A 14,347-nucleotide genomic window follows, 5' to 3' on the forward strand; every position below is an offset into this window, starting at 1 on the left:
GAGCGAAAGCCCGTTGAACATCCTGCTCGTTGAAGACAATCCCGGTGATGCTCGGCTGATCCGGGAACTGCTCGCGGACGGCAGCGGCACGAGCTTCGTGATCTCTGAAGTGAATCGGTTGGCCCATGGCCTAGAGCAGTTCGCCGATCAGAGCTTCGATCTCGTATTGCTCGATTTGTCTCTCCCCGACAGCACGGGCTTGGATACGCTTCGGCGATTTCAGGCGACCGCCCCCGACGTCCCGGTCATCGTGCTGACAGGCCTCAACGACGAAGGATCGGCGATTCAAGCTGTTCGCGACGGCGCGCAGGACTATCTCGTCAAAGGGCAAATCGACGGGCAGCAAATCGTGCGCGCCATCCGCTATGCCCGGGAGCGCCATAGAATGGTGCTGCAGATAAGGGACCTGTCGCTTGTCGACGACCTTACCGGCCTTCACAACCGTCGCGGCTTCGCAGCGCTCGCCAGAGAGGTGGTGAAGCGCGCCGTCAGGACCGGAACGGGGTTGGTGGTGACCTTCGTCGATCTGGACGGCATGAAGCGCATCAATGATCGTTTTGGCCATGAGGTCGGTGACCGGGCGTTGATCAGGACCGCGGGGGTTCTGCGTTCCGTTTTCCGGGCATCCGATGTGATCGCCAGAATCGGCGGCGACGAGTTTATCGCGATGGCGGATGGCGTCGACGGGGCAGCCGTCGAACTTCTGCGTCGCCGCCTCACGAGCGCCGTGGAGGATCACAATCGCGAAGCGACGGGGGAGCCGGCGCTAGCCCTCAGTTTGGGCTTCGCCCACCACAATCCGACAGCGGAAACATTGAAATCTGTCGACGATTTGATAGCGGAAGCGGACGAGGCGATGTACGCGGATAAAGATAGCCGTCGGACCAAGGCGGCCCGGCAATAAACTCCCTTCCTCACCCTCGGGTTGGTTCCCTGCGGCATTTGAATCGGTACGCACGTTTTCCGCGACCTTGACGAACAGGCGTTCGAACAGCCGGCAGTCACCCAGCGTAGCCGGGTTCTGCCAGGCCCAAGCGGGCCGGACGAGGCACACCAGCAGCAAAGTAACGGTTGGGAACAGACGCGCCTCATGCCGATCAGTCACGACTGGTTGTGCACCAGCATCATGCGGTCAGTCTTTTGGGGAACAGAGAACGCTGGTGCGATAAGTCATCAAAAGGATCGTCTCCGATAGCCAGGGAGGATGGCGAGAGGCAAAGGCAGGAGTCGTTCCGTATTGCCCGAGTCGTTGCCCGGAGCAGCGATGCGCAAACTACTGAGAATGCGTAAAATCCGTAGCGCTTGGAAAAACTTGGCTCCCCGGGCCGGATTCGAACCAGCGACCAACCGGTTAACAGAGGGTTTCCAATGCGATTTACTGGATCAGCATGCGACAGCCTGAATTTCTAAAAATTCTTTGAATAACAACTAATTAGTGTTTCATCCCGTCGCGATCTGTCGCAGCCGGTATCGACAAAGCGCGTGGTTTTTTGTAGATTATTCTGTAGATCACTCACGGAACCCCGGGCAAACCGGTTGTAGCAAGATTGGTCGCTGGACAGATGCCGAAACTCGAACTCACCGACAAATTCTGCCAGGCCGCCAAGGCCGGTTCCGGCCGAAAAACCGACTATTTCGATACGACCGTCAAAGGTCTCGTGCTGCGCGTCTCGGCGGGTGGGCAAAAGACCTGGTTCGTGGTTTACGGGCCGCCCGACAAGCGGCAATGGTTGAAGCTCGGCACCTATCCCGAGACACCGCTCGGCACCGACAAGGGCGCTCGCCAGAAGGCCAAGGACACTCGTGCAAGCGTGCAAGAGGGCGGCGACCCTGTGGCCGCCAAGAAGGCGCACGCCGCCTCGATGACCGTCTCTGATTTGGTCGAGAGCTATCTCACCCGCCGGGCATCATCGCGGCGGTCGGTCGATGAGATCGCGCGCCGGCTGCGCAAGAATGTGTCCGGCTATGACGCTGACGGAAAGAAGGTCGAGAAGGCATCATCTGGCTGCATCGGCGAGGTGAAGCTCGCGGACCTGCATCGTCGCGACATCACCAAGGCGATCGACGCGGTGAAGGACCGGGGCGCGGCCGTCGAGGCGAACCGGGTGTTCGAGGACATTCGCGCCATGATCCGGTGGGGGCGCGGTCGTGGCGATCTGGACAGCAACTTGACCGAAGGTATGGCGAGGCCGACCGAAACGGTCGAGCGCGACCGCGTGCTGACGGCCGACGAGATCAAGACGATGTGGGCAGCCTTGCCCGAAGCCGACATGCGGGAAAGCACCCGCCGCATTCTGCGCCTGTGCCTGGTTACCGGACAGCGTGTTGGCGAGATCGCCGGCATGGAGCACGGCGAACTGGACTTGACACGCGGCCTTTGGACGATACCAGCCAGGCGCGCGAAGAACGGCCGCGACCATGTTGTCCCGCTGTGCGAAATGGCAATCCGGATCATCGGCGATCAGATCGCAGACGTGAAGGCGCTGTCGGAGCGCAAGGGCAGGGCGGCACCGCCTTTCGTTTTTCCTGGACCGGGCGCCCGTGGAGCCGTCACCGGCGCATCTGTCCCGAAGGCAGTGAAGCGAGAAGAGATCAGCAAACGCGGCGTGGCAATGATCATGGGCATTGCACCGTGGAGGCCGCATGACCTTCGGCGATCTGCTGCGACGGGCATGGAAGAAATCGGGATTTCGCCGTTCATCGTCGGGCAAGTGTTGAACCACGTTTCGGCGACCAAGAGTACGGTCACGTCGCGGGTATATGCGCGCTACGACTATATGAGCGAGAAACGGGACGCCTTGGAGCTTTGGGCCGATCGGCTTGCCGGCATCATTGCAGGCAAGGGCAACATCGAACCTCTGCGAGCGAAAGCAGTTGCATGAACCGGTCTGCGCAGTCGCCGTTCGACCCGAAACCTTCCTGCTGCTCGCCGAAGTCTTCGCGGCTGATCTTGATCCCTCTGACTGCCGCCGCAATCGAATGATTGTCGGCTAATGGACGCGCTTTGCCTTGCCTACCGGGAGCTACTTCACCGATCCTACGTCCTTTCGGAACGCCGTGACAGACGCACGCCGACACCACCGCCATTTTCAGGAATGAACTCGATGCCGGCATTCTCAAGCGTTTTTTGGAGGAGGTATCGCGTTCCTGTTTGAGGAACAGAACGGTCGTTTTCGAAATTGCGAATGGTAACAGCACTCGCGCCGGAGCGGGCGGCGAGATCCTCTTGCGTCCATTTCAGCAGCGCTCGTGCGGCGCGACATTGAGCAGAATCCATGTCGCAAACTGGTAATAACTCATGAAAATCGCAAGCTTTTTCGGAAAACGTTGACAGCGGCTTTCTAAAAACGATAATCCTTTTGTTTTTAGAAAGCGGCCGCACCGAATGCGCGAACACTCGATGCGGCCTCACCACAACCCAGCTGTTAGGAGCTCGGATCATGGCTGATTCCAACAATAGCATGAGTGCGTTTTTCGTCACCCGGCGGCGCTTGCTGGCGGGCACGGCCGGGGCCGCGGCGGCTTGGCCCTTCCATGGAAAGACGCGGGCCGCCGAACTGACGGACGGCAGCAGCGCGGCCGATCCTGCTCTTCGTCTGTGTGGGAATTGGCAAAAGATCCACGATGAGACACTGGCTCTGTGCCGCGAACAGCAGCGGTTGGAGACACACCTCGCCAGGACGGTCGGCTTTCCCTGCGCCAGGGTGCGGCTCGCCGACGGTACGGACGTGACGCTCCATTCCATCGAGAGCCTGAACGATACCTACTCTCCTGAAAACGAAGTAGAATGGGACAGGGCGCTTGCGGATTTTGCGGCACACCAGGCGCGCTGGGACGCTGCTGATGATGAGATCGGCTATTCGAGAACAGACGAACTGATCCGGCAATCGGAAACAGCCGAAAGCGCACTTCTGGATGATCTACCACAGACAGTGGCCACGTCCATCGAAGGCATCTTGGCCAAGCTCAAGGTCATCTTGCGTGACGGTGAGCACTGGGAACATCCAGACGATTTCCCCTGGCCGCATATCCGATCTGTGCTGGGTGACCTCTCGCGCCACCATAAATATAGATCCGGCGACGCCATGACCGCTGCTTCTCGATGAATGCCAGCTTTCCGCAGGGCTTGCAGCGCCCTCATCACAATTTGTCGCCCTGGTCTTGCGGACGCCATGAAACGGGATCGGTGATCCAGCGACTGATGTCGGATTCATGCCAGCCTGCGCCGTGGATACTGATCTGGATCTGGCGAGGGAACGTGCCTTCGGCGATCTTGCGATAGATCGTGGACCGGGACAGACCGGTCCGGGAAAGGACGGTTTTCAGGCGAATGATACGGTCTGGTTCGGGCATGGTCGTGCTGCCTCCTGGTGGCTGTTTGTGGCTGCTCCTGATCCAGAACGGACGGACAGCTACGGGCGCGCAAGAGGGTTTTGCGCGTCGTCGTAGCCCGACGTAGAGACGGCGGTTAATCGGACGGGTCTAGAGTCCGATGCCCCGGCCCCTGCCGAGGTCGATGCCGTGATTGAAGGCGAGTTCCAGGCCGAGACGACGGCCTGATTCGAAGGTGATGCCGAGGTCCCGCTTGCGGTTGGCGAGGATGGATTCCAGCTGCGGATCGCGTTCGAGGCTTTTGGCCATGTCACCCATCGCCGACCGCGTGGCCTTGTAGCCTGACATGTCGCCCGCCCGATATTGGCGCTGACTGGTCCGGTCGAGCTTTTGCCAACGTTCCACAAAGCGGTCGGCGCGGCGGCTCGGATCGGTGCGGATTTCGGTTTCAAGCTGGAGGGCGCGGATGGCGCGATTGACCTGGCCACCGCCGGCCTCGCGGGCAAGGGCAGGGTCCTTGACATAGACCGCCTCGGCATCGCGCCAGCCATGGGGCCGCACCTCGTCGAAGGCTTTTCGGGCGTCCGCCAGTTCGCGCGACAGCATCGGGCTGGCCTCGTTACCGGCACCCTCGTCGTTGAATATTGCGTCCACGGCGCGGGCATGACGCACGAGGGCATCGGTTCGGGCTTTCCGCAACGCTGTTCGCCCGTCCTCGGCGGTCTCTCTCGCCGGCGCTGCGGATTCGAGGCGCACTTCCTCTCTTTCCGGCCTGCGCGTGGCGTCGAAGTCGGGCGCGCGCTCTGCCGAAGGGCGCCGGCCATCGAACATACTGCGTAGCCGTTCAGGCACGACCTTGCGCACGATCTCGGCAACACGCTCGCGGAAAGTGATCCCCCGCCGCTCGGCGTAGCGCTGCGCCGGATCGGCGCGCTCATAATCCGATGCCATGTCCTTGGCCCGGTCGCGCGACAGGGTGCGGACGAGCCGGTCCTGATCGGCGAAATCGTCGCGGCCATAGTGCAGGTCCGTGCCGTCACGGTGCCGCGACAGCGCGACGTAGCTGCCATGGGCGTCCATGCCCGGCGTCGCCAGCACATGGGTGCGGTCCACGGTCATGCCTTGTGCCTTGTGGATGGTTGCCGCATAGCCGTGATCGATGCGGTCATAGTCCTTGAGGTCGAACGAGACGCTGCGCCCGTCATCGGTGCGCACGGTCATGGATTGCGCGCTGACCTGCTCGATCGTCCCGAGCGTGCCGTTCTTCACGCCAAGGCCGCGCTCGTTGCGTAGGAACATGACGCTGTCCCCACTCGCGAAGTTGCGCTCGCCGCGTTCGACCGTCAGGCGCACATCGTCACCGAGATTGCCGGCTTCACGTAACCGCCCGCGCGCTGCCTCGTTGAGGGCGCGAACTTCGTCGTTGGTGTGGGTGAGAATGATGCGGCTGCGGGCAGGCGATGCCTGCCGGTCGCGGTCCCAGCGGTCGATCAGATCGTTGCGTGCCTGTTCCCGCGTCTGGGCGGCATGGAGCATGCCATGAGTGTCAAAGGCCTGGATCGCAGCGCCGATTCTGCCTGTCGCCAAATCGCGCGTGGCGTCCCGCTGCCAGCCTTCCCGCTGGCGGCGCACCTCGCCGATCTCGACGCCGCCATGACGTTCGTGGACCGACCGGAACGCCGCACCCGCCTCAATGGCTTGCAACTGCTGCGGATCGCCGACCAGCACCACTTTCGCGCCGGCTTCGGCGGCATGGGACAGCACGCGCTCCAACTGGCGCGTGCCGACCATGCCCGCCTCGTCGATCACCAGAACATCGCGAGAGGTAAGCATGCCGCGGCCCTGCTGCCAGGCATGTTCCATGCTGGCGATGGTGCGCGACGCGATGCCCGATCCGCTTTCGAGATTTTCAGCGGCGATGCCGGAGAGCGCCACGCCCCGAACCTCATAGCCCGCCGCCTGCCATGCCTCCCGCGCCACGCCCAGCATCGCGCTCTTTCCCGTTCCGGCATAGCCCACCACGATCCCCAGATCGCGCCCGCCCGTGATATGCGCCAGCGCATCGGCCTGCTCGCCCGAAAGCACAAGACTGCGTTCCTCCGCACGCGCCAGCGCCGCTTCGCTATCCGCATCGTTTACCTCGTGGCGTTCCCTCCCGGCCATGCGTTCGGCGGCGCGGTGCAGGCGCTGTTCGGCCTCGATCATGTCGCGGGTGGTGAAACGGTCCTCGCCGCGTCCGTCCCTGCCGAGTTCAACCAGATCGGGCGCGCCGCGCACGGCGTCCATGACTTCGTTGAACTGGTCGATCCCGTCGCTGTGCCGATGCGCGAACATCGCCAAGTCGCGGCGCGTAAAGGTCGATTGCTGATGCGTGATGGCGTCGAGCGCCAAGGAGGGATTGCCGATGATGCGCTCGCTATTGCCGCGCGCGATCTCGCGATGCATCTCCGCGCGATCGGCCTCGATCCCCTGATCCTCGATGCGATGTGCGGGCGCACCGATCTGGCTTTGCGGCTCCAGCGCGATGCCCTGCGTTTCCAGACTGCGATGGTCGATGCGCGCGTCGATGTCGAGTTCGGCCAGACGCTCGTTGGCGACCTCGGCCCAGCGTTCGCGCCAGCGCTCCACCATCTCGGTGCGGTTCCAGTCCCGCACCTTCGGGCCGAAACCGTTCTCGTCGACCGCGCGCATGGTCAGCATGACGTGGGCATGGGGTTTGGGCATGCCGTCCTCGCCGATATCCCAATGCACATTGAGGTCGGCAATCATGCCCTGATCCACGAATTCGGCCTGCACGAAGTCGCGGGCGAGTTCGATGCCTTGGCGCTCCGTCATCTCGCGCGGAATGGCGAATTCGATCTCGCGGGCAAGCTGCGCGTCCTTCCTGGTCTCGAACGCCTCGACATCGTTCCACAGCCGTTCGCGGTCGCTCCATGCCTCCGGCGCGTTCTGCGGCAGCAGCACCTCGGAATGGACGACGCCGCGTTTGGCTGAAAAATCATGGCTGCGATCAAGGCGCTCGTCGCGTAGTCGCGAGGCCGAGCGGTAGGCGGCGGACGCCACCGCGCTGGAGCCGGACTTGCGGCCAATGACCTTGACGTGAAGATGATAGATCGCCATCGCGATCAGATCATTTGCACGGGCTATGCGCACGTCGGAACGACGTATAAGCGCGCCCTCCCTCAAAAAATTCTCGGGATGGACCAGCCCGTCCCGGGCTGCCTCGGCAACCCTGAAGCCTTGCGGTGGACGCTCGCCTATCATTGCCACATCGACAACCGATGGAGACAACCATGCGCAAACCAAGGGACTTCGACGCGGAACTGAAGGCATTGGAAGACAAGGCGCGGGAGCTCAAGACGCGAAAAGTGCAGCGACTTGGCGAGCTGGTTATCGCCACCGGCGCCGATCAACTCAGCAGCGACGAACTGGCCGGCGCGCTGGTCGCAATCGCCGAAACGAAAGACACCGCAAAGCTTGAGGCATGGGCCAGGCGTGGAGGGATGTTTTTCGAGAGCCGGCCCCGGCGAAATCCTCCGGCATCTCAGCGCAACCCTCGCAGCATTTCAGCGCAACCAGGCAGCACTCAATCGCCTACAGGCGGCACGGGCTCGCAATGACATGCGCACGTGGCAGGTCGATCGCCGCAAGCGCACCCGACATATGATCGAACTCGGCGCTCTCGTCGTCAAGGCAGGCATTGTTGATCTGACCGCCGATGATCGCGCTATCATCTACGGAGCGATGCTCTGGATCGCCGCCAAGTTGCAGAGCCATGAAGGCGATCATGCGCGGGACTCATGGGCCAGGAAGGGAAAGCAGGCGTTCGACGCGGACCGGCATGCGGAGCAAAAGGGCCAGCGAGCGTAGCAGTGTTTGGCACGCGCCGCGGGCGGCACAGAGACCTCAAATATCGTAGTGCCGCCCGCTTTGCGAAGTATCCTGCGGCAACAAGATCGCGACGGCTTACGGCATCCTGCCGCTGTCCACGGTGATATCGGCGGTCGCCGTCGCTTGGGCCTCGTATCGCTTTAACAAAGCGATCTGTGGGTAACGGATAACCATGACAGACTGGCCGGGTGGTCCTGCTCCACGAGCTCGTGACGTGGGCCCGCTAGCAACTGCGCTGATTGCGGTCGCCTCTTTCATGCTGAGTGACATCGGCTACGCCCTCTCAGCATCTTTCGGCGTCCGATCCGGATGACCGGCTGGTGTCTGGATTTCGACGTCACAAACTACGCAGCAGAAAAACCCGTTCGTCGTGGCCAGTTGGCTGGTTTGGGCATCTATCGATCCGTCGGCTTTCCTCGTCAACGAACGACTGTGATCGTCCGTCCGAAACCGTATGTATCGGCTAATGTTGGCTAGACCGACAAACAATGGCCGAAACCCAAAACCGTGCCCCTGTTCGGTGTAGTAACGGGATACTCCTTCGTCCAGGGCCAATTCGAGCGCGGTGCCCGCATCAATCAGATGGGCATATGTCGGGTTGCTGCGAAGGCTGTTCAGGACCCCCATTCCAGCATCCGCCACAACAAACTCGAAGCGGCCGGGAGACGCGCTGAAGACAACGTAGCCGGAATCGATACGTCCGCTATGGTCGATGACGTTTGCATAAAACTCGCCAATCGCCGCCGTTAGCTTACCGCCATAGTCGTCAGAAAATCCGGCCGATATCGCTGCCCGTTTGGCGCGCAGCACGAAGTCGGTCCATGCGAGCTCATCTCGCCGAAGGCTGTCGACCGAAACAAATCCCTGATATCCTGATCTTGGCTCAAACCAAGCATCCGTATCGCGCATGTTGCGCATAAGTTCGCGGTAGTTGTCCGCCGTTAGCCAAAGGGCGCCGCCATCTCGGTTTAAAATGTTTGGCTGCGTGTGCCGCAACTCTAAAAGCGGCCCGAGGCCATCGGCATTGATCGGCGGCAGGTCAGCCTCTGTGATCGTGCCGCTCTGCACTCCGAGGCAAATGTCATCTACAAGATCGAAGGTCAGCGTCTCGATTTTCCACCTCACGCAGCTTTTGCAAAAGGCCCATCGCAGCCGTAGTAGGTGGCTCGCAAAAAGGCGACCTGCTCTTCAACATTGTGGCTCAGAAGCTTGTCGACGGTCTCGCCGACAACGGTCGGCGCCCGGGGCCAGCGAAGCGCATTGTTGTCCAATCGTTCCGCGCGCTGGCGCTTCAAGGTTTTCATGAAAGCATTCGTCTCAATGTAGATGACCTGACGGTAGAATTTCCGCAGAAACGGAATGACCTTAGGATCGCCGCGAACCACGATGTCCAGTTCCCTACCGGAGGCCTCGGCTAGATCAGCGAGCCGATCCAAGTGAAACTGCGTTCTGAGCTTCTGACCTGAGCCGGTGATAAATTCGTAGGCGAGCGTCTCGATCTCAGAGCGCTCAGCAATAAATCTCGACCAGCGCTCAAAGTCCCGATAGGTCCGGCCGTTAGGATGGAGTGCGCAGGCCACCCCTTCACGCTGGAATTCTTCGAATGTGATGGCGATACGCTTTATCGCGTGAAGATCATCTGTTCGCGGATTGTCGAGCAGAAGACTGAAGTTTGGGGTCGTTACAAGCGCGATTCCAAGTTCCTTTATCGCCCTAATGATAGCGGTGCGCTGCTCGCCAAGGGTCCACCACGGTTCGATCCGATGATCGTGATTGACGCCGGTTAGAACAAGGTCAGCGGTGGCCTCTATGTTGTATGTCCGACACAAGGTTTCGCGCGTTTCGAAGTGAAGCTTCCCGTGTTTGAAATCGATGAGATCGGGCAAGCGCAAGGCGAACACTTTGCCCGCGAGCGGCGTCGTTCGACTGCTTCCATGGTAGATGAGCGGCACGATATCCGCGCTCAATTGGGCAGAACAAACGGCTGTACGTGGAATGTCCTCAAATCCAAAGCCGCCAACCTCCCGCATCTGCTGCACAAAGAGCTGCGGCTTGTGCCGACATACGCGCGTGCAATGAGCCGAATCCCCGCAGCAGAGTTGCAAACAATCGAAAATTGAATCACGGACCGAGAGGCCGCCGCATTCAGAGAAGTGCGGGCATCCAGGGCAACCCAATGCCATGGTGTTCCTATAGGGATCGTCTGTTAGCGACCGGACGATCACTTCATGGCTTCGCGTATCTGGACGATTAAGGTTCAGCACAGAGATACTTCTGCTTTCTTCGAGAGCTTGTGTACTCGGCCGACGACACCGTTCGCCGCGCCTCCCGATTTTTCAATTGCAGAAATTACGTCGCCAGCGGGATTATCAAATGAACCGACGACGCTATTGCCCCGGCGCAAACTGACCCGTCCACCCTTAGTCTCTACGATAAGTACTTCACCGTTGGCGACATTTACCCCGGCGGCAATCGACGCAATTGCGCGGCGCGGCTGGTTCGTGGGATTGACCGTGAACAAGCCGGGCGTCGCAAGCTCTGCTCGCTTCGTATCGACGTGCTTGCGGATCGTTTTCTTTGTTCGGTTTAAAAATTCGACCCCCATCAGATTACCTCCTCAAATAACGGACGATAGTATTTCGAACGACCCTGAGCGAATTCACGAATCACACCGCGGGCGGCAAGACTGGCAAGTCGATTGTTCCACGCCGTTGTGCTCTTGGTCTGCTCAGCTTCTCCAAATTTTTCCATGAGATGGTTGGCGTCAACTCCATTATATTCGTTCACCAAGTCGAATGTCATCTGTTGCTTTGGATCAAGGCTACCAATCAACTCCGCTCCCGAGACGTGTTCGTCGCGGTCCAGGCGGCAGCTCATAATCGCATCACCTTTAGTATTCGCGACAATCAGCAATTCATCCAAAATATCATCATTTATGTTCGAAACAACGGGATAATACTTTGATGAAAGGGTTCGCATGTACGCCTTCAGAGCGAATACCGATTCTCGGAGATAACTGGCGGTAGCCACATCGATATTTGTAAAGTCGAGGAATAGCGGTGTCGGCGCAGCCGGCTCGCGATCAATGGCCTTAACAAAGGCTGCAAAGGCAGCTTTGCCATTGATGGAGCCAGATAGTATGGGGCCGCTCCCAATGATTGCCATGTCCATTTTCATAATCGTCACCTTCATCACGTGTCTGGCGTGAGAATGGGATCGCTCACGCGCTATGTCAACAATTTTCTGAACTTCGGCTCGCTATGACCTCGATTTAGCTGACCGATCACTGCCTCGGTTGGTAACGTGACCTGCGCGGCCCGCACGAAGGCGAGATTTGTGTGCGTCGACCTAACCCGCAAGAAGCGATGAAGCGGCTGGAACAGCATTTCGTTTCCCGTGAGGGATGTTTATTCACCAGCTCACGGTTGTCAGTGTCTAGAAACCGACTGACGTCACCTTCTTTAAGCTCAAACCGATCCTGAATGCCCGTGCCAGACAAAGCTCGGCGCAGGCAGGATTTACGGATTGGAGGAGCGCCTGCCTCATTTGCTGAGGCTCGTCGAATTCTCCAATGGTGCTACCGCCAGCCTTGCCGAGATCTCGACGATACACCCGATGCCAATCGGAGGCTTTCTCAAGTCGAACTGGAAATGCCTCTCCCGCCTATTGAGCGACGATCGAATATAGGCGGGAAGCTGGCAATGTGCGGCAATCAGGTCTGTGTGCCGCTCAGCGCCGTCGCCACGCCGCGAAATCGGTCGATGGCGGTCTGAAGGCTTTCGACTATTTCCGCCGCAACCTCGTCGGGCGGCGGCAGCAGGTCTGGATCGTCGAGCGTATCGTCCTTCAGCCAGAAGATGTCGAGGTTGACCTTGTCGCGGGCGAGCAGGGTTTCCAAGGGGAAGCGACGAAAGCGCTCGGCTTGCTCCCGCTCGCGTCGGCGCCCGCTTCTATAGGATTCGATGAAGTCCAAGAGGTCGCTCTTCGCCATGGGCCGCTCTTTCAGCGTGAAGCGCTTGTTCGTGCGGAGATCGTAGATCCAGAGGTCCTTCGTGGCGGCCGTCTCCGAGGGCGGCTTCTTGTCGAAGAACAGGACGTTGGCCTTCACGCCCTGCTTGTAGAAAATCCCCGTCGGCAGGCGCAGTAGCGTGTGGAAATCGAAGTTTTTGAGCAATCTTCGCCGGATGGTCTCACCGGCACCACCCTCGAACAGGACATTGTCCGGAAGCACGACTGCGGCTTCGCCCTCGGGTGCGAGCACTGTCATTATGTGTTGGAGGAAATTCAGCTGTTTGTTCGATGTCGTCACGAAGAAATCCTGGCGATCGTAATCCTCGCGCTCGCTGTCGATCTCACCGTCATCGCGGACGATCCGGTAGCTCTGTTTCCTGCCAAAGGGCGGGTTTGTCAGGACGATTTCGTAGCTCTTGCCGCCCGCACCGAGCAGTGCATCCTTTGCCTCCACGATGGAATCGACACCGGTAATGCCATGCAGATAGAGATTCATCGCCGCCAGACGAACGACCTCGGGGACGATGTCGACGCCGGAGAACTTATTCTTCAAGGCAGAATAGACAGCGCGATCGCGGGCCTTCGGGTTCCGCTTCATGTGTTCCCAGGCGGCCAGCAGGAATCCTGCCGTGCCGCAGGCGGGATCATGCACAGTCTGATCTGGCTGCGGATCGACGACCTCGACCATCGCCTCGATGACGGAGCGCGGGGTGAAGTACTGACCCGCGCCGGATTTCACGTCCTCGGCATTGCGGGCGAGCAGCCCCTCGTAGATGTCGCCTTTCACGTCGACCGGCAGGCCCAGCCAAACCTCGCTGTCGATGAGCCCGACCAGGCGACGCAATTTGGCGGGATCCTGGATTTCGTTCTGAGCCTTCAGGAAGATGGCGCCGATTATGCCGCCCTGCTTCGACAGTGTTTCGAGAAGGCGCGTATAGCGAAGCGATAGCGCCTCGCCAGTGAGGTCCTTGATGTCGGACCAGCGTGCGCCGTCCGGAAGCATGGACGCCTCGCCGATCTGCGTCACCCGCTCCTCGTCCATCTTGAGGAACAGCAGATAGGAGATCTGGCTGATATAGGCCTGGTAGGAAACGCCCTGGTCGCGCAGCACATGTGCGAAGTTCCAGACCTTGGCGACGAGGGTTTGAGCGTTCATCGAATCCTTGCCTTGACCCTGTCGAGCAAATGTTCCCAAAGCATCTCGACCGCTCTGTCAGCGGAGACAGGCTCCTCGCGGCCTCCGGCCATCATACGTAGCATGCCGCCGGATTTCAGCATTAGTCCCTCGTCCGTGACCTCGACGCCGAACCATTCATTCATGGAGTTGCGAGGCGCCGAGGTGTCAGTGCTGAAGCAGATTTGGTCCCGACCGAAGTGCCCGCCGCCATGATAGACGGACCCTCCGGCTACCTCTGAGCCATTCAGAAATATGCGGACCGCGAAGGACTGAGCGTCTATACGTATGCGTCGGACAGTGATTTGCGTGTTCTCGGCTTCCAGATCGGCCCCTTTGGCCTCGAACAAACCCCACATGCGTTCGAACGACGCCTCAAGAAAATCGTCCTTGTCGAGATCCGTGAACGTCTTCGGCAGTCGGACGTCCGAGCGGCGAGGTGTTGAGATTTCAGAGTGCCGGGCAGGGGCGGCTGTAGGTTTGCCGGTTGTCTCAGCAGCCACCGACGTCCCTAGCGCCAATTTGATCCCTTTGACGACATCGACCCACGCCGCATCGCGATCGGGCCACAGCGAGACCGCTTTTGCGTCGGTTGGGAGCAGCAGAAAACGGGAAAAAGACAGCCCCTCGAAATGGCATGGCCGGCAGATGATTGATATCGCGCGGGCTTTCTTGGCCTGGTGGCGTTCGAGGGCTCGGGTCATTTCCCTCGCATAACAGTACTCGGAGGCAACAAAGTCGGCGCTGATCAGCATGAGGATCAGGTCCGCACCTTCGAGATGCTCCGAAATGGTGTCGTCCAGATGATCGCCCGGAGTGATCCGGCGGTCGTGCCAAACTGAAAGCAACCCCTGGCGACGCAGCGGCGAGAGGTGCGTCTCGAGTTCCTGTCTGAAGGATTCGTCGCAGTGTGTGTAGGATATGAATGCCGTTGCCAAG

General features: G+C 60.0%; 14 protein-coding genes. 5 read left to right on the top strand and 9 right to left on the bottom strand.

The genetic code is table 11. The features are described 5' to 3' along the window. Positions 1-13: 13 nt before the first annotated feature. Together ABID26_RS21265 and ABID26_RS21270 are read left to right on the top strand one after the other, a co-directional pair. Positions 14-904, top strand: coding sequence for a GGDEF domain-containing protein (locus ABID26_RS21265; RefSeq protein WP_189521155.1), 891 nt, complete (start codon positions 14-16; stop codon positions 902-904). A gap of 658 nt (positions 905-1,562) precedes the next feature. Then, on the top strand, positions 1,563-2,882 hold the full coding sequence (locus ABID26_RS21270) for a tyrosine-type recombinase/integrase (protein WP_292066384.1): 1,320 nt from the start codon (positions 1,563-1,565) through the stop codon (positions 2,880-2,882). A gap of 155 nt (positions 2,883-3,037) precedes the next feature. Here ABID26_RS21270 and ABID26_RS21275 read toward each other — a convergent pair whose 3' ends face one another. After that, positions 3,038-3,442 carry a helix-turn-helix domain-containing protein gene (locus ABID26_RS21275; protein WP_354416257.1) on the bottom strand — a complete coding sequence of 135 codons (405 nt, stop codon included), beginning with the start codon at positions 3,440-3,442 and terminating at the stop codon, positions 3,038-3,040. On the opposite strand from ABID26_RS21275, the gene ABID26_RS21280 reads away from it, so the two are divergent. Then, the gene (locus tag ABID26_RS21280; RefSeq protein WP_292066378.1) at positions 3,441-4,106 is read left to right on the top strand and encodes a hypothetical protein; all 666 of its coding nucleotides are present in this window, start codon (positions 3,441-3,443) and stop codon (positions 4,104-4,106) included. The genes ABID26_RS21275 and ABID26_RS21280 overlap by 2 nt on opposite strands. A 34-nt stretch (positions 4,107-4,140) precedes the next feature. Here the strand turns inward: ABID26_RS21280 and ABID26_RS21285 are convergent, their stop codons facing one another. After that, positions 4,141-4,353, bottom strand: coding sequence for a helix-turn-helix transcriptional regulator (locus ABID26_RS21285; RefSeq protein ID WP_292066375.1), 213 nt, complete (start codon positions 4,351-4,353; stop codon positions 4,141-4,143). Positions 4,354-4,482: 129 nt separating this feature from the next. Further along, positions 4,483-7,452, bottom strand: a complete 2,970-nt coding sequence (traA, locus tag ABID26_RS21290; RefSeq protein ID WP_292066372.1) for a Ti-type conjugative transfer relaxase TraA — start codon at positions 7,450-7,452, stop codon at positions 4,483-4,485. A gap of 173 nt (positions 7,453-7,625) precedes the next feature. Here traA and ABID26_RS21295 point away from each other — a divergent pair, with 173 nt between their 5' ends. Together ABID26_RS21295 and ABID26_RS21300 are read left to right on the top strand one after the other, a co-directional pair. Next, complete coding sequence (locus tag ABID26_RS21295) at positions 7,626-7,952, top strand: conjugal transfer protein TraD (RefSeq protein WP_292066575.1); 327 nt, start codon at positions 7,626-7,628, stop codon at positions 7,950-7,952. Between the two features lies 1 nt (position 7,953). Then, positions 7,954-8,202: a conjugal transfer protein TraD gene (locus ABID26_RS21300; protein WP_292066367.1), complete on the top strand. Its 249-nt coding sequence runs from the start codon at positions 7,954-7,956 to the stop codon at positions 8,200-8,202. Positions 8,203-8,496: 294 nt separating this feature from the next. Here ABID26_RS21300 and ABID26_RS21305 read toward each other — a convergent pair whose 3' ends face one another. The 6 genes from ABID26_RS21305 to ABID26_RS21330 form a co-directional block, all read right to left on the bottom strand. Continuing rightward, a complete protein-coding gene (locus ABID26_RS21305) occupies positions 8,497-9,348 on the bottom strand; it encodes a hypothetical protein (protein WP_292066365.1) in 852 nt (283 codons plus the stop codon). Beyond that, positions 9,345-10,487 (bottom strand): DUF4417 domain-containing protein, encoded by a 1,143-nt coding sequence (locus ABID26_RS21310; protein ID WP_292066362.1) that lies wholly within the window; start codon positions 10,485-10,487, stop codon positions 9,345-9,347. The genes ABID26_RS21305 and ABID26_RS21310 overlap by 4 nt, the downstream gene beginning before the upstream one ends. Next, positions 10,481-10,828: a hypothetical protein gene (locus ABID26_RS21315; protein WP_292066357.1), complete on the bottom strand. Its 348-nt coding sequence runs from the start codon at positions 10,826-10,828 to the stop codon at positions 10,481-10,483. The genes ABID26_RS21310 and ABID26_RS21315 overlap by 7 nt, the downstream gene beginning before the upstream one ends. Then, entirely contained in the window at positions 10,828-11,415 is a 588-nt protein-coding gene (locus tag ABID26_RS21320) for a hypothetical protein (RefSeq protein ID WP_292066354.1), read from the bottom strand. Before ABID26_RS21320 ends, ABID26_RS21315 begins: the two co-directional genes overlap by 1 nt. Positions 11,416-11,935: 520 nt before the next feature. Then, on the bottom strand, positions 11,936-13,390 hold the full coding sequence (locus ABID26_RS21325; protein ID WP_292066352.1) for a class I SAM-dependent DNA methyltransferase: 1,455 nt from the start codon (positions 13,388-13,390) through the stop codon (positions 11,936-11,938). Further along, entirely contained in the window at positions 13,387-14,346 is a 960-nt protein-coding gene (locus ABID26_RS21330) for a toll/interleukin-1 receptor domain-containing protein (protein WP_292066350.1), read from the bottom strand. Before ABID26_RS21330 ends, ABID26_RS21325 begins: the two co-directional genes overlap by 4 nt. Between the last annotated feature and the right edge of the window lies 1 nt (position 14,347).

Origin of the sequence: Mesorhizobium shonense (assembly GCF_040545255.1) — a bacterium.
GTDB lineage: Bacteria > Pseudomonadota > Alphaproteobacteria > Rhizobiales > Rhizobiaceae > Mesorhizobium > Mesorhizobium shonense.

Excerpts from the sequence above, each read along its gene's own strand:
- ABID26_RS21270 (WP_292066384.1), top strand. The coding sequence starts at position 1,563 with ATGCCGAAACTCGAACTCACCGACAAATTCTGCCAGGCCGCCAAGGCC.
- ABID26_RS21280 (WP_292066378.1), top strand. The coding sequence starts at position 3,441 with ATGGCTGATTCCAACAATAGCATGAGTGCGTTTTTCGTCACCCGGCGG.
- ABID26_RS21275 (WP_354416257.1), bottom strand. The coding sequence starts at position 3,442 with ATGATCCGAGCTCCTAACAGCTGGGTTGTGGTGAGGCCGCATCGAGTG.
- ABID26_RS21285 (WP_292066375.1), bottom strand. The coding sequence starts at position 4,353 with ATGCCCGAACCAGACCGTATCATTCGCCTGAAAACCGTCCTTTCCCGG.
- traA (WP_292066372.1), bottom strand. The coding sequence starts at position 7,452 with ATGGCGATCTATCATCTTCACGTCAAGGTCATTGGCCGCAAGTCCGGC.
- ABID26_RS21295 (WP_292066575.1), top strand. The coding sequence starts at position 7,626 with ATGCGCAAACCAAGGGACTTCGACGCGGAACTGAAGGCATTGGAAGAC.
- ABID26_RS21300 (WP_292066367.1), top strand. The coding sequence starts at position 7,954 with ATGCGCACGTGGCAGGTCGATCGCCGCAAGCGCACCCGACATATGATC.
- ABID26_RS21315 (WP_292066357.1), bottom strand. The coding sequence starts at position 10,828 with ATGGGGGTCGAATTTTTAAACCGAACAAAGAAAACGATCCGCAAGCAC.
- ABID26_RS21320 (WP_292066354.1), bottom strand. The coding sequence starts at position 11,415 with ATGAAGGTGACGATTATGAAAATGGACATGGCAATCATTGGGAGCGGC.
- ABID26_RS21325 (WP_292066352.1), bottom strand. The coding sequence starts at position 13,390 with ATGAACGCTCAAACCCTCGTCGCCAAGGTCTGGAACTTCGCACATGTG.